Raw genomic sequence first — 21,606 nt, 5'->3', positions numbered from 1 at the left:
CAAAGAAATACAGGGTTTCCACTAATTAGAAATACCTATTTTATTCTTGATGCATATTCCTTAATCATATCCATTGTTACCAACTTTCTGGCAGGTACAATGCCCTGTTTAGATAATTCATTAATCCTCGAGGTTACTTCATTTATCTTATCCGCAGAAAATGGCAAACCCTTTTTGCAGTTATCCAAAGCTTGTTCAATATAATATTCGCGTTCCTGATCAAGAGCTGCGAAACTCGTTATGATTTTATTTTGTTTGCCAACATGTTCTGATATTGCTTTATGTACACTCATTTTTCCACTCCTTAAAAAATCCACTTTTTCTCTATCATACCATTTTTCATAAAAATTTTAAGATTAATTTTTTATAATAAATTCACTTAAAAAAATCTGGGTATGTTGAGCCAGTCCTCATAACTTTCAAAGAGGAGAATAAAATAGTGAAGTAGATAAAAATGAATCTTTTTCCTCATACTGGAAATAAAGGGAACTCACCTTTCAAAAAAGAAAAGGTTAGGAACTAGAAATGAAAGGTGGCTTATACAAATGAAAAAAACACTGAAATTAAGTTTTAGCATGTTACTGATTCTTGTACTCGCATTTGTTCCTTTTTCCCAAACGGAATCACCACAGGTAAATGCAACAGAAGAAGGAAGCGATCTGGTACAGCAACTAAACCACATTCTTAACAATGACCCAATTTTACATGGAGCACTGGCCGGGGTCAGTATACGCAATGCAGAAACAGGAGAATTGATTTATGACCATATAGGAGATATTCGCTTACGGCCAGCTTCCAATATGAAGCTTCTGACTGCAGCTGCAGCGTTGGATACTTTGGGTGAAAATTATAAGTTCAAAACAGAACTTCTTCATACGGGTTCGCTGAACGGACAGACTCTGCAAGGTGATCTGATTTTAAAAGGAAAAGGAGATCCCACTCTTTTAAAAGAGGACTTTGATGCATTCGCAGCAAAGGTAAAGGAAGCAGGCATCAAAGTGATTCATGGTAACCTGATCGGTGATGACACCTGGTATGATGATGAGCGCTATTCAACAGACCTATCCTGGAGCGATGAATCCTGGTATTACGGTGCACAGGTTTCAGCATTGACTGCTTCACCAAACGAAGATTATGATGCAGGAACCGTGATTGTAGAGGTGTACCCTGGAGAAAAAGCTGGACAAGAGCCAGTAGTAAAAATGGTGCCTGAAACGGATTACATAAAGATTGTTAATAATGCAAAGACAGTAGCAGAAGGAGAAAGCAAGGATATTTCCATTGAACGTGACCACGGCAAAAACACTGTAACGATTGAAGGAGATATTCCTGTTGGCGGAAGCCGATCAAGGGAATGGATCGCTGTTTGGGAGCCGACAGGTTATGCACTTGATTTATTTAAACGATCTCTCGCAGAGCAAGGCATCAAGCTGCAGGGGAAGATTATAGCGTCTGCTTCGCCTGAAGGCGCAAAAGTTCTTTCAGAGCATCAATCCATGCCTCTATCAGAACTGCTTATTCCATTTATGAAATTAAGCAATAACGGACATGCCGAGACACTCATCAAGGAAATGGGCAAGGTCGAAAAAAAGGAAGGCAGCTGGGAAAAAGGCCTGGAGGTTTTAGAAGAAAAGGTCAAGACTTTTGGCATGGATAAAGAAACTCTAGTAATCCGTGACGGTTCAGGAATTTCACATGTAAACTTAATTCCGGCAAACGAAATTTCAAAGCTGCTTTTCGAAGTACAAGATAAAGAATGGTTCCCTTCCTATTTAAATTCCCTGCCGATTGCGGGGAACACAAACCGGATGGAGGGAGGGACTCTTCGGAATCGAATGAAGAACTCCAATGCTGTTGGAAATGTTAAAGCAAAAACCGGTTCAATCTCTACAGTGAGTTCATTATCGGGGTATGTCACAACAACTGGCGGAGAAAAGCTGATCTTCTCAATTGTACTAAATAACTTAACGGACGGTTCTCAAGGAAAATTAATTGAAGACCAAATTGCCAAATTATTAGCTGACCAATAAAGAGCAAACTAAAAAGGCAGGACTCCATTTCGGATTCCTGCCCTTTTCCTGACTTATTCAGCTTTGGCAGCCTGGATTTGCAGATCAATTTTCACTTTATCGCCCACAAGGACACCGCCAGTTTCAAGGGCAGAGTTCCATGTTAAGCCGTAATCGCTGCGCTTAATTACGCCCGCAGCACTGAAGCCCACTTTTTCATTGCCCCAAGGATCTTTTCCAGAACCCTCATAAGTAACCGTAAACGTTTCAGGTTTTGTTACTCCATGAATCGTTAGATCCCCTGTTACATCATACTCATCGTCACCTTTGCTTGCGATGCTTGTTGATTTGAACGTCATTTTCGGGTGGTTTTCAACATCAAAGAAATCAGCTGAACGCAGATGGTTATCACGGTCTTCATTGCGTGTGTCAATACTCGAAAGTTCTACATTAAATTGAATGTGCGCTGTTGTTAAATCTGCAGGATCTGCTTCGATCTCTGCATCGAAGCTATTAAAGCTTCCTTTCACGTTTGCGATCATCATATGTTTGATTGAAAAGTCAACGCTGCTGTGTACTCGATCAACAGCCCATTTTGTTTTTGCCATTATTTTCTCCTCCATTTGTTTGAATTCAATTGTTTTGAATTCGAGATATTTTAATTCTAGATAAATTATATGACCGTTTCAGTTTTCTGTCAATGATATTTTTTCAAAAGATGGTAAAATGAAGACTACTTAATTTTTCGTTATGATACATAACCTAATACATAATGATTACAGCACAAACTAATTGTGATGTTTAAAGGGGAACGGAACATGAATCAGCTTGAACAAATTTACGATAATGCTGCAGAGCATACGAAAATAAAAATACTGGAAGATGTCGACCGCTATCTTGGAAGTAAAGAGGACATGCCGACTTATAAGGAATACCTGTCTGAAAGGTTCCATTATATCGACCAAATCTGGGTGAATGTCTGGCTTAATAAAATTACCACTAAAATTTCAAAGCACGAAAAAAAGAAGTATTTAAGCGACAAAGGATACGAAACAGAGAACGTAGACAGGAAATTGATCAATCATTTATTTAGAACTGAGATGAGGGATTATCAGCCTTTTAATACCTCAGAATGGCTTAATGATAGGTTCGAAAGCAAAAATGAGGAATGGGAAGACCGCTATAAGAAAGCAAGAGCCCATTTTCTTCAAAAAGCTGAAGAAGAAAGCCTGCAGCAAAAAAAGTATCTTATCCGCGAAACGATTGAAGAGAAAATTGATAAAATCATTGAACAGGAATATAGCCTTCTTTATTTATATATAAGACATATGACAGCAAAGCAATTGGCATCGGATTTTAAAAACAAAACAAGATACTGTCCGGTCGATACCTTTGCACTGGAAGAGAAGCTTGAGGAAGCAGGAGACTTTCATCCCGACGAGTATAAGGCAATGGCTGATTTCCTTGGCGAACTGACTGGAAATATCCATAAAACCCTGCACTGGGGCAAGGGGTATTTTGAATACGAAACCTATTACTATGTGTATAAGAACAACATTTCCGGATATCTTTCCGATACACTGCAAACCCTAGTCCTGCAAAATCTTCCGGTTGAGCTGTTCGAGGAGTATGAAGAAACTTATGGTAAGCCGCTAACTGGGAAGGCGGTTAAAAAGCTGATTGCCCATACTCTTCATGATATCAATGAGAGCTTTTTTGAAAGTATTCAGGAAGAATATGTTGAGGATCTGCTAAAGCTCGCTGACATTCCATTTGACCCCTCTATCCATAAGGAGTTATTTGAAAGGGACCTTGAAGACAGAGAACGAAAAAAAGCAGAGGAATTAGCCGAACAGCAGCGGAAAAAAGAAGAAGAAGCCCGTATGCTGGAGTATATTTTCGGACAGGAATACAGTCCTTCACTTGAACGGGCCAAACGCTATGTTCTCCACATTGGCGAAACCAATACAGGGAAAACCCATCATGCTCTTGAAGGAATGAAGCGGGCAAGCAGCGGTATGTACCTGGCCCCTCTTAGGCTGCTTGCTCTGGAAGTATACGATAAGCTAAACCGTGACGAAGTACCTTGTTCGTTAAAAACAGGGGAAGAAGAAAAATTGGTATCCGGATCGCAGCATCTCTCATGTACGGTTGAAATGTTTCATGAAAAAGATTTTTTTGATGTGATTGTTATTGATGAAGCCCAGATGATTACGGATAAGGATCGTGGTTTCTCATGGTATAAAGCCATCACAAAAGCGAATGCCAATGAAGTGCATATTATCGGCAGCCGAAGTGCAAAAAGCATGATGCTCCAGCTTCTTGGAGATGCTGCCATCGTGCTTAATGAATATAGCCGCGATATTCCGCTCGAAGTGGAAGCAAAGGAATTTAAATTCAAGCATGTTAGGAAAGGGGACGCGCTTATCTGTTTTTCCAGGAAAAGAGTGCTGGAAACAGCCTCAAGGCTACAGCAGGACGGCCACTCGGTTAGTATGATCTACGGCTCCATGCCGCCTGAAACAAGAAAGAAACAGGTACTGCGCTTTATTAATGGCGAAACGTCCGTGATCGTTTCAACTGATGCTATTGGGATGGGGCTTAACCTGCCAATTCGCAGAATTGTTTTTCTCGAAAATGAGAAGTTTGACGGTACAAAGAGGCGGCTGCTTACTTCACAGGAGGTTAAGCAAATTGCTGGGAGAGCCGGCCGCAAAGGCTTATATAATATTGGGAAAGTAGCGTTTACCAAAGATATTAAAAGAATGAAGGCATTACTTGAAATGGAAGATGAACCTGTCCATACCTTTGCGATTGCCCCGACAAATACTGTATTTGAAAGATTTCAAAGGTATTATCGTGATTTAGGCACTTTTTTTGAGCTATGGGATAAGTTCGAAAGCCCTAAAGGCACCAAAAAAGCGGCTTTAACAGAGGAAAGAGATTTATACGAGCGGATCCGCGGAACTGAAATAGAAGCTAAACTTGGTATTATGGATCTGTACGGCTTTCTCCATCTCCCGTTCTCAAAAAAAGAGCATGATCTTGTACGGCAATGGGAAGAGACCATGTATGCCATAATTGATGGTGTTGAGCTGCCTGAGCCGCGTATAAAAAACCGCAGCCTGGAGGAATTGGAACTCACATACAAGGCAATTGGCCTGCACCTTCTGTTTCTTTACCGGCTTGAACAGAGAACCGAAGCACTATATTGGGAAAGGTTAAGGGAGGAAATAAGCGACCATGTTCATGAAAGGCTGAAAACTGACATTAAGGAGCTCTCAAGAAAATGCCGGAGATGCGGCAAAAAGCTTCCTTGGGAACATGAATTTCAAATTTGTGATGAGTGCCATACTGCCCGCTCCAGGAAGAGATATAATTATTATAGAAAGTAAACAATCCAGGAATGATTGGATGCGATCAGAATGTTATTTGGCTGCCATTTAAGCATTAGAGAAGGCTATTTAGGGGCTGCAAAAGCTGCTCAAAGAATGAATGCTTCCGCCTATCAGTATTTCCCCAAAAACCCGAGGAGCCTAACTGTAAAGAATTTTAATCAGGAGGACGCTAAGCTTTGCAGGGATTTTTGCGAAGAGCATGGGATCTTTTCTATCGCACACACACCCTATCCGACCAGCCTGACTCCACAGCCGGAGAAAAGAGATATTACTATTAAGTCTCTGCTGAATGACCTTGAAATAGCCAATGCCTATGGTTCTGCGGGAGTAGTCGTGCATTTCGGGAGTCCGATAAGAAGCAGTGATCCGCTTGCCGGCTATCAATTAATGATCGAGATGCTCAATAAAGTGCTTAGCCAGTGGAACGAACCTTGTTTGATTCTGCTTGAAAACACTGCCGGCCAGCCTGGGACAATGGGAACGACAATAGAGGAACTTGTTCAGGTCCGCAGCTTATGTGATTACCCGGATAAAATTGGCTTCTGCCTGGATACCTGCCATGCTTACGCAAGCGATCTCTTGAATGGGGACAACCTTGAACATTTCCTTCAAAAAGGAGAAAATCTGAACTATTTTGAACATTTAATAGCTATTCATTTTAATAATTCCAAATATCCGGCGGGTTCTGGTAAGGACCGGCACGCCAATATATTCAACAGAGGACATATAACCGAAAAACAGTTTGATGAGTTGGTAAAAGCAGAGCCATTTAAAAAGCTGCCTTTTATCCTTGAGACGCCGTCCGATGAAGGAATAAAACATTCAGATGAGGTAGCGCTTCTTATAAAAAAATGGGGTTAGCAGCCCAGATACAATTTGAAAAAGCCTGCTGGTAAAACAGCAGGCTTTTCATAATTAAGGCTTTAAAATCACTTTAATGCAATCATCTTCATGCCCATTAAAGATTTTATACCCATGGCTTGCATCCTTAAGATTCATCTTATGCGTGATAATGTCCTTTGGATCGAATTCTTTGTTTACAATTTTTTCATACAGCATAGACATAAATGGGATGACAGGTGCCTGTCCCATTTTCAGCGTAATGTTTCTGGTGAAAAAGGCACCCAGCGGGAACATATTGTAATTTGCACCATAAACCCCGGTAATTTGGACAGTTCCTGTTTTTCTGACAGCTTTTGTCGCAATTTGAATCGGCCCCAATGTTCCGCCTTGAAGCTTTAACTTTTGCTCAATAAACTCAAGAGGTGACTTTTTGCCGTCCATGCCGACACAATCAATCACAACATCAGCGCCTCCATGAGTAATTTCTTTTAAATGCTCTCCCATATCCGGGTACTTTGTGAAATCGGAGACTTCAACCTTATTCGTTGCCTTGGCATGGTTGATTCGGTAATCGAGATAATCAACCGCAATGACCCGCTCGGCTCCTTCCATCCATGCAAATTTCTGTGCCATTAAACCAACGGGCCCACAGCCCAGGACAATGACAGTATCACCTTTTTTAACGCCTGCATTTACAACACTCCAGTAGGCAGTAGGAAGGACATCAGATAAAAATAACAGGGACTCATCTTCCAATTCACACGATTCCGGAACAAGAAATGGTGTGTAATTGCCGAAAGGAACTTTTAAATATTCCGCCTGCCCTCCAGGGTGATTTCCAAATTTTTCAGTGTATCCAAAATAACCTCCCGAATCATAATGCGGATTGGAGTTATCGCATTGGCTGGTTTGATCCTGCTGGCAATAAATACACTGTCCGCAAGATACATTAAATGGGATGACAACTCTGTCGCCTTTTTTCACTTTTGTCACCTCAGGGCCTGTTTCTTCTACAATGCCCATAGGTTCATGGCCGATAATATAGCCTTCAGGAAGGGGCATATTCCCCTGATATAAGTGTAAATCCGATCCGCAGATCGCCGTTGACGTTATTTTAACGATAATATCATCTTTTTTTTCGAGCTTCGGGTCATCTGCATTCGTAACAGCAACACGATTGGGACCCTGATAAGTAACTGCCTTCATATTTAACACTCCATTTTGGTTGTTGGCCCCAATTCAGTCCAATGAAATGAAAAAGGGGTTTGGTTTTGCTATACTTTGTGAAAGCATTTTTTTAAACTTACTGGCACCACTAATCTTAATAATATAAGTTCCGCTTTTTTGCTGTTAATTATTCCATTTGTATCATTTAATTTGGAGGGAAAAAGAATGTTTATCGTCAAACTATATAATCAAAGTGCAGAGGTTCTGCATATAGGCCGTTTCGGAACCTTGCAGGAAGCAGAAGCGGGAGGAGCCAGAGGGTTAAAATACAGCAGTACAGCCATCATCTATGATGGAGAAATGCCTGTGAAGCTGTTTGATCATGCTTCCTACCCGGAAGGATTCCCGCTTGGCACGGGAAGCTATTAATTTTTGAAAGAGGGGGAAACCTTGAAATTAAGTATTCTGGATCAAGCACCCATTTCTTCAGGATTTACACCAAAGGAAGCATTAGAGGCTTCCGCCGGGCTTGCACAAGCTGGAGAAAGGCTGGGATATACCAGGTATTGGATTGCAGAGCATCATGATTTATCTGATTTAGCCTGCTCCGCTCCTGAAATTATGTTAAGTTATATTGGTGCCAAAACAGAGAAAATTCGTATCGGTGCTGGGGCCATATTACTCCCGCACTATAAACCTTACAAGATTGCAGAATTGTTCAATATGCTAGCTACTTTGTTTCCTGATCGAATTGATCTGGGGATTGGCAGGGCACCAGGCGGATCAGCTGAAGCAGCGATGGCACTTTCCGATCAGTTTTTGGAAGGTGTCCGGAAAATGCCTGAAACAGTGAAGGATCTGCTTCAATTTTTAAATAAAGACTTTCCGGAAGATCATATGTTTTCCAGGATATCCGCTTCGCCTGTTCCCAAAATCAGTCCAGAATCATGGATCTTGGGAACCAGCGGCAAAAGCGCTCTTATGGCTGCCGAAAACGGTGCAGCCTATGCATTTGGGCAATTTATGAGCGAAAAAGATGGAGAGGAAATCATAAGGCAATACAGGAAAAATTTCAAAGCAAGAGGAAGCCTGCAGCAGCCCAATGTGGTTTTAACGGTATCCGCTATTTGTGCGGAAACAGCCGAGGAAGCAAAAGAGCTAGCCCTCAGCAGCATGCTGTGGAAGATGAAAACAGATAAAGGCGAAGGCAACTGTGGAATTCCTTCGATTAAAGAAGCAAAAAGCTATTTTCACTATGTAAATCAGGACCCTTTTAATAAAAATTCCAACTTAATTATAGGCAACCCAAAGGATGTTGCCCAGGAGCTAAGAGAGATGCAGCACCGGTATCAGGCAGATGAGATCATGATTGTAACCATTGTTCACCGTTATGAAGACCGCTTGCGTTCATACGAACTAATTGCTGAAGAAGTCCTGAGTTAATTCTAAAATTGATGAATCTCACCCGACTATTTTGAATACATATTCATGGAAACCAACTATGAAAACTTTAAAAGGGGCGGTAAAAATGCCAAACTGCACACATCAGGCAGAAGTAAATGTACCAATTGGGTCGATCTGGAATTTTGTTAGTGATATCGGCAACTGGGCGCCTTTAGTACCCGGTTATATTGCACATGAGGTACTAAATGACAAAGAATCAACATGGAGCTTTAAAAGCGATATGGGGATCCTGAAGAAAAAAATTGAATTAAAAGTGGACATCACAAGCTGGCAGGAGCCAACAAAGGTGACGTTTAATTTAACCGGGTTAAATGAGAAGTTTACAGGGCATGGATATTTTCTGGCAGGTAAAGGAAAAAATAATAGAAACTTGATGACTGGTGCTCTGGATATTAAGGCAGAGGGGATGATGGCTAAAGTAGCAAATTCCTTGCTTAATACAACTCTTCCAGAAATTACAGCAGAGCTGACAGAAGCCGTCGCTGCAAAGCTGGAACAGGAATATAAGGAGCATGCAGGCGTTTAGTTGCAGGATCTTAATCAAGCAGTGAAAAGAACTCATTTTTTGAGTTCTTTTTTAACCCTTATTTCGTATACCGATTGGCATAGCTGGAGGCTACAAACGCTTCCGGTTTTATTTTTGGCTCCAAGCCAATGGATTCGATCCTGGAGACCATTTCCTTCACAAATTCCCTCGTTTTATTTCTATTGCCGGATCCGATGTCCATATGTCCCTCCATCGAAAAGGATCCTCCTTTATATATAAATGGCAGAACAATCTCAAACATCCTATCTTTCCGCTCATCTGTAAATAAAGAAACCACTTCTTCCGTTAAGGAGGTTTCATATGAAATTCTTTCGTGCAGATGCAGCATTTTTCTTGGAATAATGGTTTTTCTAATGCAGGCCCAAGCTCCTTTCCGCTCATTTTGAATTACAATTCCGGTAATGAAAACAGTACGGTTGCAATGGACCTGGGAATCTGTTCCGATCATTAAACGGAAGTTTCCGTCCGGATTTCTTTTCATAAATAATAAAATACGGTTAAACACCTGATCGAACGTCAAATGCCGTTCCAGGAGATTTTGAAATTTATATTCAGCACTCACCTGTTATCACCACATTAAGTATTTTATTTTGAAATAATACTATTTGAAAAACCTTTAACTTAAGATTAAAAACCTTTTATTATCATTATATTGAGAGGTTTCGAACAAGTTGTTTATTTTTTTTAAAGAAAATGCTTTTAACAAAGGAAAAACGATTCATGAATGGGAAAATGACGAGTGTTAAAAAATAAGACATAAAGGAGGAAAACAGATGAATAATACCTTGATATTGTTACTTAAATTTGTATCCACTGTGATTGCGTTTGCAATTGCTCTCGACTTATTTTTCGATGCTGCCTTTGCCGATATTGTTTCATTCAGCCTTTTGGTCACGATTATGTCCTACATGATTGGTGATCGAATCATCCTTCCACGGCTGGGGAACCGTAATGCCCTCATTGCTGACTTTTTCTTAGTTTATGCCGTTGTATGGGTTTTTGGAAGTGTACTGCTCAACAGTTATTTGCAGATTGCATGGGGAAGTGTGATTGCAGCTGCGATCATCACACTTTCAGAAGTGTTTATCCACCGCTATCTTTTGAACAGAATGGAGGTCAGCCAGGAAGAAAAACGGAGCGAATCCGCCATGAATCCAAGACTCGCTTACGGGATGGAGGCAGGGGAAGAAAAAGATCCATTAAAAGAATGAATCTTTGCATCTCTTTATATAAAATGATGGAAATGGCTCAGGTTTTTATTTTGTCCATCCTGTTAGTATAGGGAACAAGTAGATGTTGAATATTTTCAGCTTGATCTAATTTCTCCAAAATATAGCGAAAAAATATGAGTGCAGCGTAAGCTAAAAAAGCGAATGAAGTCATTGGCATCATTTTCAGGGGATTCAGCCTGGTCAAATGGAAGTTATGCACTTCCCTGTAAAAAACAATAGGGCTAGAAGATCCCAATTTAGACTTTTATTAGTCTGGATTGGGATTTTTTATCTGATTGGTGTTATCAATGAATGTGGACAGTTTGTTTGTACTAAATCATATTAGAATGCTTGCTATTTTTTCTGCAAACACACAATATAGATAAGGGCATAATATCCTAAAAGATATTTTTCAAAAAAGCTGTGTTAAAGCTTATTGTTGATTTTAGCACCCTGTTGATTGGAGTGGAAGGTGCGAGATCCTCGGAAATGCTGACACATTTCCTTCGTGCGGTGTTTATTCGAGGAAGCTTATTCAATGTCCTGCGGGAGAAGCGTGTCAACGGGAGACCCCACAGGTGCGAATGCGCCGTGGCTCCCGGACCCGCGGTTCGCTGAGTACCTGGAGCGGAAATCAACAGGCAAATTTAACAGAGCCTTTAAAAAAAATACGCCAGGAAAAGAAAGTAGGGTTTTATTTGCAGGAATTTTTAACATTAGGCATTTCAAAACAGCTCTCAAAAACATTGCTGAACCATGGTATCGGAAAACCTACTCCGATTCAGGAGCAGGCAATTCCCGCTGTAATAGAGGGCAAAGATCTGATTGCCCAAGCGCAAACAGGAACAGGCAAAACATTTGCCTTTATTCTGCCGATTCTGGAAAAGATCGACCCGTCTGCGGCTTTTATCCAAGCTCTAATTGTAACGCCCACCAGAGAATTGGCATTACAAATAACAGACGAGGTTCTAAAGCTTACTGCAGACAATGCTGCTATAGATGTTTTGGCAGTATACGGAGGCCAGGATGTGGATAAACAGCTGAAAAAGCTCAAAAAAAATGTCCATATCGTTGTCGGAACACCCGGCCGATTGCTCGATCATATTAAAAGGGAGACAATAGATTTGTCCAGTACCAATTTTTTAGTATTGGATGAAGCCGATCAAATGCTTCATATCGGCTTTCTGGATGAAGTAGAGGATATTATAAAAGAAACACCACCTGAAAGGCAGACCATGCTGTTTTCTGCAACCATTCCACCAGAAATTCGAAAGCTGGCAAAAAAACACATGAAAGAGCCTGAGTATATCCAAATTGAAAAAACGCAAGGGCCTGCCCATTCAGTAAAGCAGTTGGCTATACATACAACAGACCGTGCCAAGCAAGCAACGATCATGCAGTTGGTTCAAACCCACAGACCCTATTTAGCTGTCATATTTTGCCGGACTAAACGCAGGGTAAGCAAGTTATACGAGGTGCTCAAATCGAATGGCTTTCAATGTGATGAGCTTCACGGCGACTTGTCGCAGGCAAAACGGGAACAAGTGATGAAACGGTTCAGAGATGCTGAAATCCAATTATTAATTGCTACAGATGTGGCTGCAAGAGGCCTCGATGTCGAAGGGGTCACCCATGTATTCAATTATGATATTCCTCTTGACCCAGAAAGCTATGTTCACCGTATCGGAAGAACAGGACGAGCTGGGACGAAAGGATTGGCGATTACCTTTTATTCATCGGCGGACAAGCCTCTCCTTGAGACAATCGAAAAAGGGCTCAATATAAAGATCCCTAAACAGAACCTGGGAAATACCAGCAACAATGAGGATAATAGAGAAAATGGAAAACCTTTCAGAACTGCAGAAAAAAGCGGCCAACCCCAAAAACGACAGGGTTCTTCAGGAAGAGGGAAGAGAGAAAGCAGAGAAGGAGCAACCAGGAAAGATAAGGATAGCAGAGGACCTAATAAGAAAAGCAGGCATGGGCAAAGCAAGCGCTCAGAGATATCAGGTTCCACCCGAACAGGCAGCAGAACTTCGCAGGATAAAAAGAGGACTTCAGCAGCCAAGCCTGTGAGAAACACTTCAAAAAGACGTGGAAGATAATCAGTTTTAAAGGAGGAAGTGCACTGTGTTAAAAGAACGGATCGAAAAATACCTAAAAGAGCAGGGAAACAATATCTATATAGAAGAAAAAGAATATGCGGAAAAGCATCAGTTAATGTCTGAAGGTGATGCTTTTGAAGTAAAGGACCCTGATACCCGCTTTACAGAAGCCTATATTGAGCGAGGGGACAAGGAAACAGAAGAAGTTCTAGGCAGGGAAACAGCTGATTTTTTGAATAAATCCATCGAATACTTTAAAAGACACATAAATGAATTTATGTACCTGGAATCACAATGGTTCGAGATAATAGGTGTAGACGCAATCTCTTTTGAAGTGGATGACCTGTTCCGTACCTATGATGTTATGCTTGGTTTAAAGCTGCCTAAAAAGAAGGAGGCAGCTATTAGGTCATATATGGAAAGAACGCTACAAGGCGATTCACCCACATTTGATCTCATGTTCAACCAGCAAGATGGGTTATGGGATCTCAATTTTGCTTTGGATAATATACAGGGCTTTAGAGAAGATCTGACCATTGGCAATGCGTATCTTTTAATTTACAGGTATTTGTTTCATTTGGTGGAAACAGTTGAAGCAGAGATTAAGAGTATGTAATGAATGACTAAAAAAGCGGGTCGAATAGATCCGTTTTTTTATTTTTATAAAATTAAGGAATATTTCTTTGTGAAATTCTGCAACATAAAAATTGTTGAATACAAAAAGGAGGAATTCAAAATGGAAAATCAGCCTAATCAAATGCACCAAAATATGCATACAGGAAATATCCCACAACAGCTTAATCATGGTGCCCATGAAGTGCTTGATGTTCATGAGGTTTTATCTGGGGCAGTCGGGAATCTAAACATGTACTCTTTGCTGCGTCAGCACGTACAGGACCAGGAGCTTGCAGATATCATGGATCGCCAGTATCAGTTCATGCAGCAGGAGTATAATATTACACTTGAATGCTTTAAGACAGGCCAAGATCCATCTATGCCAACACAAAGCTATAAAATGAACCAGGGTAATGACTTTATTTATGGTTTAAAACCTTCTCAGCCAAAAAAACCAATTCAATCTGTTTCGGAAATGAATGAAGAAACAGTCTCCGGCTGCCTGCTGGGAGCTATGAAATCTTCAGCTTCCATGAAGACAATGGCTGCCCTTGAAGCAACAAATCCTGTTGTTCGACGCGTATTGGCTGACTCAGTCCCAAATTGCATTGAAATGGCTTATGAACTTTCACTTTATCAAAATAAAAATCATTACTATCAGGTACCTCAGTTTACACAACAAGATATGCAGCAAATGTTAAATGCATATGGTCCTGCTCAAGGACAGATGCAAACACCAAACAATAATATTCCTCATTAAAAAAATCCCCTTGGTTACTCACCAAGGGGATCTCTTTTTAAACGGTATTAAATGCTAAAAAGACCTGCAATGAATTTTCTCCACCAGCTGAAAATTGAACCTTGCAAGCTTTTTAATCCATAAGTGGAGAACCAGTCGATGTATGCTGATTCATCCAATCAAGAGATACCCTGGAAACACTCTGCCAATCCGGGATATTTTCTTTGTTTTGTTCTACCCAGCTCATTGCGAACTGTGAATCAATGTTTTTCTCATCACATTGCGATAAAAAATCTTGTACTGTCGATTCATTGACGTTGTCCCAGGTGCCGCAGGTCTGTTGCCATATTTCCTCCACATGGGCTTGCATAGAAGAATTGGCGCCATTTTTATGATCTTGCATTCAAACCACTCCTTTTATAAATCATTAACAATTTCATTATGTCCTATGAGATTTAAAGCCATGTATATGGAATTGAGCTGCTGGAAATATCGGAAAAATTTTTTTTATTTTTATAAGGAGAAAACCTTTAATTAAGGCCTATTTATAGGATCTGCTCCTAATTTATTGGGCCAACCATGACATTTATCATGGTTTGGACATGACACCTATGTCTACAAAGCATGGTGAAAACCCTTTATTATAAAGTTAACGTCATGATGAAGGGAATTAAAAAATGACTTCTAAACAAAAACAACTCAACTTAAAAAAACAGATGGCACCTTATGAAAAATCAGATTTAAAACGCAGTATTATGCAGTTGGTCAATACTCTTGGACCATTTTTCCTGCTGTGGTTTCTAGCCTATAAAAGCTTGGGTGTGTCCTATTTCCTCACTCTGGGCATTTCGGTAATAGCGGCAGGATTTCTGGTAAGAATATTCATCATTTTCCACGATTGCTGTCACCATTCCTTTTTTAAAAATCGGTCTGCCAATAAAATTGTTGGAACGATAACCGGGATTATTACAGTTTTCCCATATCACCAGTGGCAGCATGACCACAATGTCCACCATGCGACAAGCGGAAACCTGGACAAGCGCGGAACAGGAGATATTTGGACTTTGACAGTGAAAGAATATCAGGCTGCTTCACTAACGACTCGTGCAGCTTACCGTATGTACCGCAATCCGTTAGTTATGTTTCTTTTAGGACCGATTTATGTTTTTATGTTAAAAAATCGCTTTAACCGCAAAGGTGCGAGAAAGAATGAGCGTATTAACACTTATCTGACAAACGCCGCAATTGTTGGTTTATACGCGTTAATGTGCTGGGCAATCGGCTGGGATGCTTTCCTGATGGTTCAGGGCCCAATCTTTTTAATTTCAGGAGCTGCTGGGATTTGGCTGTTTTATGTACAGCACACATTTGAAGATTCTTATTTTGAAGAAGATGATAAATGGGAATATGTTAAAGCTGCTGTGGAAGGAAGCTCTTTTTACAAGCTTCCAAAGGTTATGCAATGGCTTACAGGAAACATCGGATTCCATCATATTCACCATTTAAGTCCGCGTGTGCCTAACTATAACCTGGAGGATGCACATTATAATACGGCGGAGCTTAAAAATGTGCCAACGATCACGCTTTCTACAAGCCTGCAGTCTCTAAGATTCCGACTTTGGGATGAGGACTCACAGAATTTCACAGGTTATCAGGCTGCTAAAAAAGCAGCCCACAGCAAAAAGCAAAACAGAGCGCGGAAAGCTGCATCTGTTAAGCCTTAACGTATTCAAATGGCATAAATGACCAGACTCACTTACTAAAGAACAGCTCCTTTGTGGTATGATGACAAAGGAGCTGTTTATTTTTATGAAAGTTCTATTAGACTTGCCTGTTGATTTCCGCTCAAGAAGCTCACTGCGGTCTGGGAAGCCTTTTCAAGTACTAAGCCAGCAGGGTCTCCCTTTGACATCCTACTCCCGCTGGACTTGGAATATGCGTCCTCGAATAAACATCCCACGAAGGAAATCAGAATATATTTTCGAGGATCTTGCATCTTCCGCTCCAATCAACAAAGTACCAAAATCAACAATTGGCTTTAACTTGCCATTAAGAAAAGCAAAAGAGGTCCTATCTATGTTCAAAAAATTCTTTAACACTTTAAAAAGCTCAGGCATCTCTCCATATATTTGGAGTGTTTTTAGCATATTGCCTTTTTATTTTATATTCAGATCCACCTCTAAAATTGAAATTGCCGTAGGGGTAATACTGACGATCCTATTTTTTATTTCATTGCGTTTTGCGTTTATTTCGCGGCAATGGCCAGTCTATCTTTGGACTGGAATTTTAATCAGCATTTCCATTACAATGACGATTCTTTTTCAGTTTGTTTATTTCGCATTTTATATTGCTTATTATAATGGTCATATAACAAACAGAATTGCTTTTTTAACCCTTTATGTCATTCATTTGGTCGCTACCACGATTTCAATCAACTTTAATTTCGTTACTCAGGAACCTTTATTTTTAGAGCAATTGCCCTTTATTATCATCATCTGGATCAGTGTTATTTTGCTCCCATTTAACATATACAATAGGAAAAAGCAGGAGAAGCTTGAAGAACAGCTTGAAGATGCCAATAAAAGGATTGCTGATCTTGTGAAGCAGGAGGAAAGGCAGCGCATTGCCCGCGATCTGCACGACACTCTTGGCCAAAAGCTATCTCTTATCGGCCTGAAAAGCGACCTTGCCAGGAAGCTTATAAGCAAAGATCCGGAACAGGCAAAGGAAGAACTTATTGATGTTCAGCAAACCGCAAGAACGGCTTTAAACGAAGTAAGAAAAATGGTTTCACAGATGAGGGGCATCAGGCTTAAAGATGAAATCATCCTTGTTAAACAAATACTGAAAGCCGCTGCGATCGACTTCATCGGCGAGGAAGATATCAAATTAAACAATGTATCTTTATTTCTTGAGAATATTTTAAGCTTGTGCATGAAAGAAGCTGTTACGAATGTAGTCAAGCACAGTAAAGCGACCGAGTGCCGCATCAGCATCGAACAAACCTGGAATGAAGTCAGGATCACTGTACAGGACAACGGCATCGGAATGGATCCCGCAGAGGATATCGGCAAGGGGTCAGGATTGCTGGGATTAGGCGAGCGCCTTGATTTTGTTAACGGAAGCATTGATATTATTTCTAATAACGGAACAACCATTGTAATGAAAGTGCCAACTGTCGTAAAGCAAACGGATAAGGAGGAGCGTCCATGATACGGATTGTCATTGCTGAAGATCAACGGATGATGTTGGGGGCTTTGGGATCCCTGCTAAGCCTTGAAGATGATATAGAGGTTGTCGGTAAGGCAGCAAATGGAGAAGAAGCTATTTCACTCGTTAAAAGACTTCAGCCCGATGTATGCATAATGGATATAGAAATGCCGGAAAAGAGCGGTCTGGAAGCAGCAGAAGAACTGAAGGGGATAGGCTGCAAAGTTATTATTTTAACCACCTTTGCAAGATCTGGTTATTTCCAGCGGGCATTGAAGGCAGGGGTAAGAGGGTATTTATTGAAGGATAGCCCCAGTGAGGAGCTGGCAAGTACCATCAGAAGCGTAATGGCAGGCAAGCGCATCTATGCACCTGAATTAATGGACGATGTCTATGGCGAAGAAAACCCTCTGACAGACCGTGAAAAAGAAGTGCTTGAACTGATAGCGGACGGCAAAAACACCAGGGAAATCGCCGATAAGCTCAGCATTAAAACAGGGACTGTAAGAAACTATATATCTGCCATACTCGAAAAGCTTGAAGTAACGAACAGGATTGAAGCCATTACTCAATCCAAGGAGAAGGGCTGGTTTAAATAAAAAGGATATTTGTAAAGAAGGACGTCAGCCTATTAGGGCTTGACGTCCTTTTTCATTTTTTTCATTTCTTCCATGACAACAAAAGCAAGATCATCATTGCCGAACATGGAAAGGACTCCAAGCAGCGTCTGGTCTGGTACATCACCTGCTTCTTCCTTAGTGACTGTCAGATCAATTGCTTCTTGTAGAGCCTGGTTCTTTGCCTGGCCGGGATAGGCTCTTAAATAAATTTCTTCAGGGTTCAAATTATGATTTATGCACCACTGGGCAAAAACAAGAATCATCATTTTTTCTTCACCCTGATAGTTTTGAATAATTTTTTCTTCTAGCTCTTTTTGACTCATCATATTTCTCCTTATGGGTTGATATATATATTATAGTTTCAAATCCCAGCTATTTCATCTAATAGGAACGGTAATTGCGAACAGAATTTTCAACATTTCGGATCAATTCGAAATTTATTGTCAATTCATATTGACATTTAGTCATTAGAATATCATAATATTAGAAAAACTTATAAAAACTTTAACAGGTAACTGCACTACTGCCTTGAAGTAGAAAAGAGCGAAAGGCAAATCTAATCATTCCTAAGAAAAAACAGCATTAAAGTCCTTTAACAGTGAAAACCATTGCTGGATTTTTAAACTGTTTAGCATCCATATTGGTTGTTGCCGGGAAGCAAGCCCTTTCGTCCACGTTCGGAGGATGACTGGGCGTTTTTATTTACCCTCTTAAGAGCAGCAGGAACAGCAGGCATTAGGTTTTTAAATCATCTACAGATGGGGAGTAATCACAATGACTGAATTTAAAATTGAAATCAATCGTACACCAGAGAAAAAACAAAAACCACAATTCGACAACCTGGAGTTTGGCAAGAACTTTACAGACCATATGTTTGTAATGGATTATACTGCCGGCCAAGGCTGGCATGATCCAAGAATCATTCCTTACCAGCCGCTTACTCTGGATCCCGCAGCAATGATTTTCCATTATGGCCAGAGTGTCTTCGAAGGATTAAAAGCATACCTTACAAATGATAATGAAGTTTTGCTATTCAGACCCGAAAAAAACATGGAAAGATTAAACCGTTCCAATTCGCGGTTATGTATCCCAGCAGTTGATGAAGAGCTTGCCCTTTATGCGTTAAAAGAGCTGATTGCGATTGACCGGGAGTGGATTCCGAATGTTGAAGGAACTTCTCTTTATATCCGCCCGTTTGTTATCTCTACTGAACCTTACCTTGGGGTTGCACCTTCAAAGAGATATAAGTTTATTATTATCCTATCTCCTGTTGGTGCCTACTATAAAGAAGGCATCAATCCAGTCAAGATTGCCGTACAAAGCGAATACGTACGCGCTGTAGCCGGCGGAACTGGCACGGCGAAAACAGGCGGAAACTATGCAGCCAGCTTAAAGGCACAGGAGCTTGCAGGTTCATCAGGATACTCGCAAGTATTATGGCTTGATGGCAAAGAAAATAAGTATATTGAAGAAGTAGGCAGCATGAACATTTTCTTTAAAATAAATGGGGAAGTTGTCACACCTGCCCTTAACGGAAGTATCTTAGAAGGAATTACACGAAATTCTGTTCTTGAACTACTAAAACACTGGAACATCCCAGTATCTGAGCGAAGAATTTCGATTGAAGAGATTTATCAGGCACATGCAGACGGCCAACTGGAAGAAGCCTTTGGAACAGGCACCGCTGCTGTCATTTCACCAATTGGCGAATTCTTCTGGGATAATAAAAAAATTGTGATCAACGATGGTATGACAGGTTCATTATCCAAGAATATTTATGATACATTAACAGGTATCCAAAAAGGCACAGAGCCGGACCCGTTCGGCTGGAGTGTAAAAGTTGAAAATAAAGAGGCTGCTGCTGTTAAATAAAATAAAAAAAGGATTGGCTTTTATAAGCCTATCCTTTTTTATTTTAGGCTATGTTAAAGATCATTGTTGATTTTGGCACTCTGTTAATTGGAGTGGAAGGCTCAAGATTCTCGAAAATGCATTCGCATTTCGTTCATGCGTTCTTTATTCGAGGAGCTTAGGAGCTTACTCAAAGTCCTGCAGGAGAAGCGTATTAAAGGAGACCCCGCAGGCGCGTAAATGCGGAGAGGAGCGTCGGACAGACCGCTGTTTGCTTAGCTTCCTGAAAGGAAATCAAAAGACAAGTTTAAAAGAGCTTTATTTCAAGCATGAAACGCCTTGTAAATGGGAAAATAAAGAATGAACACAATTTGGAGAGGAGATGGAAAACATGGACAAGATCCAAGTCGGCGAAATTTTTACGATTAGTGACGAAAGCGGACAGGAAATGGAAGTGGAGGTTCTTGCCTCTGCGGAAGTTGAGGGAATTAGTTATGCTGCCGTCAGCTTTGTTGAAGATCTGGAGGAAGACACGGAAGAGGATATTGATGTGTTCTTCTTAAAGCTTGATGAAGATGGAGACTTTACTCCAATTGAGAGTGAAGAGGAATTTAACAAGGTCTCTGCTGTATTTGATAACATGATTGAAGAAGAATAGAAGAGAAGGGATCATTCCTTCTCTTTTTTATATACAAAACGGATCAGAAAAAACAGGTGAGAATATGAAAATATTATGTATAGATGGCGGAGGGATACGGGGTGTTTTTGCTGTAAGTATTTTAAAAGCCTTGGAGGATGAACTTCAGCAGCCTGCAGGCGATCTTTTCGACATGATTGCAGGAACCAGCACCGGATCGATTATAGCATCTTCCTTAACCTTAAAAAGGAATATGGACAGTGTATTAAAAGGGTATGAATCGTATGGAAAGAAAATTTTTGTAAAGCAGGCGAAAGTTGGCCTTTTTAAAAGCGTCTACAGCGATAAATACTTACGCCGTTTTTTTCGGAAAGCCTTCGGGGAAACAGCCCTTTCCGAAATTCAAAAGCCCCTTTTGATTCCTGCTGTGGACGTTACGCATGGCAAGCCTTTTGTGCACCGTTCCAACTACGGCCATCCGGGCAATGAAAGCTTATCCATGAAGCTTTGGGATGCTGTTCTATCCTCCTGCTCAGCGCCAATTTACTTTCCTCCCAACAATATTAATAACAGTTACTTATCCATTGATGGCGGACTGTGGGCCAATAACCCGTCGCTTGTATGCATTACAGAAGCAATGCATCATTTTAAAGAGGATTTGAAAAACATTAAAATCCTTTCACTGGGAACTGGTTTACAGAAAATAGATTTCACCATTGATCATGATAAATACTGGGGAGTAAGGCATTGGCTTCCGCTCCAGCTTCCATCCATGAAGGTCATGCCAAAACTGCTTGATCTTGCTCTTCACCTGTCATCGGAATCAGTTACATATCATTGCCAGAATCTGTTGGCAGACAATTATTTGCGCTTAAATGAAGAGCTTGGCGAAGAAATGCCTTTTGATGATATCCGGTTTGTGGATGAATTGATTAAGCTTGGAGAGAAGGTTTTTAAGGACAGGAAAGAGGAAATCAAGGAATTTTTACTCTCCTGAATTGGATTATTTGTAAAATAGGGTATACAACTGTAAGGTAAGAGTTATCAAACCTAATGGATATGTTAAAGCTCATTGTTTATTTTGGCACCCTGTTGATTGGAGTGGAAGGCACGAGACTCCTGCGGGAGAAGCGTGTCAAAGGGTGACCCCGCAGGCGTTCACGCCGAGGAGGCTCCCGGACCGCCCGCGA

The 21,606-nt window shown here is 40.7% G+C and carries 22 protein-coding genes; 16 read left to right on the top strand and 6 right to left on the bottom strand.

The features are described from left to right. Positions 1 to 35: 35 nt before the first annotated feature. On the bottom strand, positions 36 to 293 hold the full coding sequence (locus DFO73_RS20565; RefSeq protein ID WP_110066563.1) for a YpbS family protein: 258 nt from the start codon (positions 291 to 293) through the stop codon (positions 36 to 38). Between the two features lie 252 nt (positions 294 to 545). Between DFO73_RS20565 and dacB the strand changes: the two genes are divergently transcribed. Beyond that, on the top strand, positions 546 to 2,030 hold the full coding sequence (gene dacB / locus DFO73_RS20560; RefSeq protein ID WP_110066562.1) for a D-alanyl-D-alanine carboxypeptidase/D-alanyl-D-alanine endopeptidase: 1,485 nt from the start codon (positions 546 to 548) through the stop codon (positions 2,028 to 2,030). Positions 2,031 to 2,083: 53 nt separating this feature from the next. On the opposite strand, the gene DFO73_RS20555 is transcribed toward dacB, so the two are convergent. After that, positions 2,084 to 2,617: a YceI family protein gene (locus DFO73_RS20555; RefSeq protein ID WP_110066561.1), complete on the bottom strand. Its 534-nt coding sequence runs from the start codon at positions 2,615 to 2,617 to the stop codon at positions 2,084 to 2,086. 210 nt (positions 2,618 to 2,827) lie between these two features. Here DFO73_RS20555 and DFO73_RS20550 point away from each other — a divergent pair, with 210 nt between their 5' ends. Together DFO73_RS20550 and DFO73_RS20545 are read left to right on the top strand one after the other, a co-directional pair. Then, positions 2,828 to 5,404 (top strand): helicase-related protein, encoded by a 2,577-nt coding sequence (locus DFO73_RS20550; RefSeq protein ID WP_110066560.1) that lies wholly within the window; start codon positions 2,828 to 2,830, stop codon positions 5,402 to 5,404. Between the two features lie 30 nt (positions 5,405 to 5,434). After that, positions 5,435 to 6,268, top strand: coding sequence for a deoxyribonuclease IV (locus DFO73_RS20545; RefSeq protein WP_181396080.1), 834 nt, complete (start codon positions 5,435 to 5,437; stop codon positions 6,266 to 6,268). 54 nt (positions 6,269 to 6,322) lie between these two features. Here the strand turns inward: DFO73_RS20545 and DFO73_RS20540 are convergent, their stop codons facing one another. Then, a complete protein-coding gene (locus tag DFO73_RS20540) occupies positions 6,323 to 7,456 on the bottom strand; it encodes a zinc-dependent alcohol dehydrogenase (protein WP_110066558.1) in 1,134 nt (377 codons plus the stop codon). 186 nt (positions 7,457 to 7,642) lie between these two features. Between DFO73_RS20540 and DFO73_RS20535 the strand changes: the two genes are divergently transcribed. The 3 genes from DFO73_RS20535 (at position 7,643) to DFO73_RS20525 (ending at position 9,407) form a co-directional block, all read left to right on the top strand. Continuing rightward, the gene (locus tag DFO73_RS20535) at positions 7,643 to 7,846 is read left to right on the top strand and encodes a hypothetical protein (protein WP_110066557.1); all 204 of its coding nucleotides are present in this window, start codon (positions 7,643 to 7,645) and stop codon (positions 7,844 to 7,846) included. A gap of 21 nt (positions 7,847 to 7,867) precedes the next feature. Beyond that, a complete protein-coding gene (locus DFO73_RS20530) occupies positions 7,868 to 8,860 on the top strand; it encodes an LLM class flavin-dependent oxidoreductase (RefSeq protein WP_110066556.1) in 993 nt (330 codons plus the stop codon). Between the two features lie 85 nt (positions 8,861 to 8,945). Then, the gene (locus DFO73_RS20525; protein ID WP_110066607.1) at positions 8,946 to 9,407 is read left to right on the top strand and encodes a CoxG family protein; all 462 of its coding nucleotides are present in this window, start codon (positions 8,946 to 8,948) and stop codon (positions 9,405 to 9,407) included. Between the two features lie 58 nt (positions 9,408 to 9,465). Here DFO73_RS20525 and DFO73_RS20520 read toward each other — a convergent pair whose 3' ends face one another. Then, positions 9,466 to 9,990 (bottom strand): ribonuclease H-like YkuK family protein, encoded by a 525-nt coding sequence (locus tag DFO73_RS20520; RefSeq protein WP_110066555.1) that lies wholly within the window; start codon positions 9,988 to 9,990, stop codon positions 9,466 to 9,468. Between the two features lie 211 nt (positions 9,991 to 10,201). Between DFO73_RS20520 and DFO73_RS20515 the strand changes: the two genes are divergently transcribed. The 4 genes from DFO73_RS20515 to DFO73_RS20500 all read left to right on the top strand — a co-directional run bounded on the left by DFO73_RS20515 (position 10,202) and on the right by DFO73_RS20500 (position 14,119). Beyond that, complete coding sequence (locus tag DFO73_RS20515) at positions 10,202 to 10,639, top strand: YndM family protein (protein ID WP_110066554.1); 438 nt, start codon at positions 10,202 to 10,204, stop codon at positions 10,637 to 10,639. Between the two features lie 698 nt (positions 10,640 to 11,337). Then, the gene (locus DFO73_RS20510; protein WP_110066606.1) at positions 11,338 to 12,744 is read left to right on the top strand and encodes a DEAD/DEAH box helicase; all 1,407 of its coding nucleotides are present in this window, start codon (positions 11,338 to 11,340) and stop codon (positions 12,742 to 12,744) included. Positions 12,745 to 12,769: 25 nt separating this feature from the next. Further along, entirely contained in the window at positions 12,770 to 13,360 is a 591-nt protein-coding gene (locus tag DFO73_RS20505) for a branched-chain amino acid aminotransferase (protein WP_110066553.1), read from the top strand. A gap of 120 nt (positions 13,361 to 13,480) precedes the next feature. Then, positions 13,481 to 14,119, top strand: coding sequence for a spore coat protein (locus tag DFO73_RS20500; RefSeq protein WP_110066605.1), 639 nt, complete (start codon positions 13,481 to 13,483; stop codon positions 14,117 to 14,119). A 112-nt stretch (positions 14,120 to 14,231) separates the two neighbouring features. Here DFO73_RS20500 and DFO73_RS20495 read toward each other — a convergent pair whose 3' ends face one another. Next, positions 14,232 to 14,501 (bottom strand): hypothetical protein, encoded by a 270-nt coding sequence (locus DFO73_RS20495; RefSeq protein ID WP_110066552.1) that lies wholly within the window; start codon positions 14,499 to 14,501, stop codon positions 14,232 to 14,234. 274 nt (positions 14,502 to 14,775) lie between these two features. On the opposite strand from DFO73_RS20495, the gene DFO73_RS20490 reads away from it, so the two are divergent. The 3 genes from DFO73_RS20490 to DFO73_RS20480 all read left to right on the top strand — a co-directional run bounded on the left by DFO73_RS20490 (position 14,776) and on the right by DFO73_RS20480 (position 17,907). Next, on the top strand, positions 14,776 to 15,822 hold the full coding sequence (locus DFO73_RS20490; RefSeq protein ID WP_110066551.1) for a fatty acid desaturase: 1,047 nt from the start codon (positions 14,776 to 14,778) through the stop codon (positions 15,820 to 15,822). Between the two features lie 352 nt (positions 15,823 to 16,174). Further along, positions 16,175 to 17,311 (top strand): sensor histidine kinase, encoded by a 1,137-nt coding sequence (locus tag DFO73_RS20485; protein ID WP_110066604.1) that lies wholly within the window; start codon positions 16,175 to 16,177, stop codon positions 17,309 to 17,311. Further along, positions 17,308 to 17,907 carry a response regulator transcription factor gene (locus DFO73_RS20480; RefSeq protein ID WP_110066550.1) on the top strand — a complete coding sequence of 200 codons (600 nt, stop codon included), beginning with the start codon at positions 17,308 to 17,310 and terminating at the stop codon, positions 17,905 to 17,907. Before DFO73_RS20485 ends, DFO73_RS20480 begins: the two co-directional genes overlap by 4 nt. A 32-nt stretch (positions 17,908 to 17,939) precedes the next feature. Here DFO73_RS20480 and DFO73_RS20475 read toward each other — a convergent pair whose 3' ends face one another. Then, positions 17,940 to 18,251 (bottom strand): hypothetical protein, encoded by a 312-nt coding sequence (locus DFO73_RS20475; RefSeq protein WP_110066549.1) that lies wholly within the window; start codon positions 18,249 to 18,251, stop codon positions 17,940 to 17,942. 451 nt (positions 18,252 to 18,702) lie between these two features. Between DFO73_RS20475 and DFO73_RS20470 the strand changes: the two genes are divergently transcribed. From DFO73_RS20470 to DFO73_RS20460, 3 genes are all read left to right on the top strand, one after another. Then, a complete protein-coding gene (locus DFO73_RS20470) occupies positions 18,703 to 19,800 on the top strand; it encodes a branched-chain amino acid aminotransferase (RefSeq protein WP_110066548.1) in 1,098 nt (365 codons plus the stop codon). A 370-nt stretch (positions 19,801 to 20,170) separates the two neighbouring features. Beyond that, positions 20,171 to 20,437 carry a DUF1292 domain-containing protein gene (locus tag DFO73_RS20465; protein WP_110066547.1) on the top strand — a complete coding sequence of 89 codons (267 nt, stop codon included), beginning with the start codon at positions 20,171 to 20,173 and terminating at the stop codon, positions 20,435 to 20,437. A gap of 64 nt (positions 20,438 to 20,501) precedes the next feature. Continuing rightward, entirely contained in the window at positions 20,502 to 21,413 is a 912-nt protein-coding gene (locus DFO73_RS20460) for a CBASS cGAMP-activated phospholipase (RefSeq protein ID WP_110066603.1), read from the top strand. Positions 21,414 to 21,606: the final 193 nt, after the last annotated feature.

It is taken from the genome of Cytobacillus oceanisediminis, assembly GCF_003182355.1.
Lineage (GTDB): Bacteria > Bacillota > Bacilli > Bacillales > Cytobacillaceae > Cytobacillus > Cytobacillus oceanisediminis_A.
This window is presented reverse-complemented; position numbering and strand designations above follow the sequence as displayed.

Coding starts and splice junctions, on each gene's coding strand:
- DFO73_RS20565 (WP_110066563.1), bottom strand. CDS start 293: ATGAGTGTACATAAAGCAATATCAGAACATGTTGGCAAACAAAATAAA.
- dacB (WP_110066562.1), top strand. CDS start 546: ATGAAAAAAACACTGAAATTAAGTTTTAGCATGTTACTGATTCTTGTA.
- DFO73_RS20555 (WP_110066561.1), bottom strand. CDS start 2,617: ATGGCAAAAACAAAATGGGCTGTTGATCGAGTACACAGCAGCGTTGAC.
- DFO73_RS20550 (WP_110066560.1), top strand. CDS start 2,828: ATGAATCAGCTTGAACAAATTTACGATAATGCTGCAGAGCATACGAAA.
- DFO73_RS20545 (WP_181396080.1), top strand. CDS start 5,435: ATGTTATTTGGCTGCCATTTAAGCATTAGAGAAGGCTATTTAGGGGCT.
- DFO73_RS20540 (WP_110066558.1), bottom strand. CDS start 7,456: ATGAAGGCAGTTACTTATCAGGGTCCCAATCGTGTTGCTGTTACGAAT.
- DFO73_RS20535 (WP_110066557.1), top strand. CDS start 7,643: ATGTTTATCGTCAAACTATATAATCAAAGTGCAGAGGTTCTGCATATA.
- DFO73_RS20525 (WP_110066607.1), top strand. CDS start 8,946: ATGCCAAACTGCACACATCAGGCAGAAGTAAATGTACCAATTGGGTCG.
- DFO73_RS20515 (WP_110066554.1), top strand. CDS start 10,202: ATGAATAATACCTTGATATTGTTACTTAAATTTGTATCCACTGTGATT.
- DFO73_RS20500 (WP_110066605.1), top strand. CDS start 13,481: ATGGAAAATCAGCCTAATCAAATGCACCAAAATATGCATACAGGAAAT.
- DFO73_RS20495 (WP_110066552.1), bottom strand. CDS start 14,501: ATGCAAGATCATAAAAATGGCGCCAATTCTTCTATGCAAGCCCATGTG.
- DFO73_RS20490 (WP_110066551.1), top strand. CDS start 14,776: ATGACTTCTAAACAAAAACAACTCAACTTAAAAAAACAGATGGCACCT.
- DFO73_RS20485 (WP_110066604.1), top strand. CDS start 16,175: ATGTTCAAAAAATTCTTTAACACTTTAAAAAGCTCAGGCATCTCTCCA.
- DFO73_RS20480 (WP_110066550.1), top strand. CDS start 17,308: ATGATACGGATTGTCATTGCTGAAGATCAACGGATGATGTTGGGGGCT.
- DFO73_RS20475 (WP_110066549.1), bottom strand. CDS start 18,251: ATGAGTCAAAAAGAGCTAGAAGAAAAAATTATTCAAAACTATCAGGGT.
- DFO73_RS20470 (WP_110066548.1), top strand. CDS start 18,703: ATGACTGAATTTAAAATTGAAATCAATCGTACACCAGAGAAAAAACAA.
- DFO73_RS20465 (WP_110066547.1), top strand. CDS start 20,171: ATGGACAAGATCCAAGTCGGCGAAATTTTTACGATTAGTGACGAAAGC.
- DFO73_RS20460 (WP_110066603.1), top strand. CDS start 20,502: ATGAAAATATTATGTATAGATGGCGGAGGGATACGGGGTGTTTTTGCT.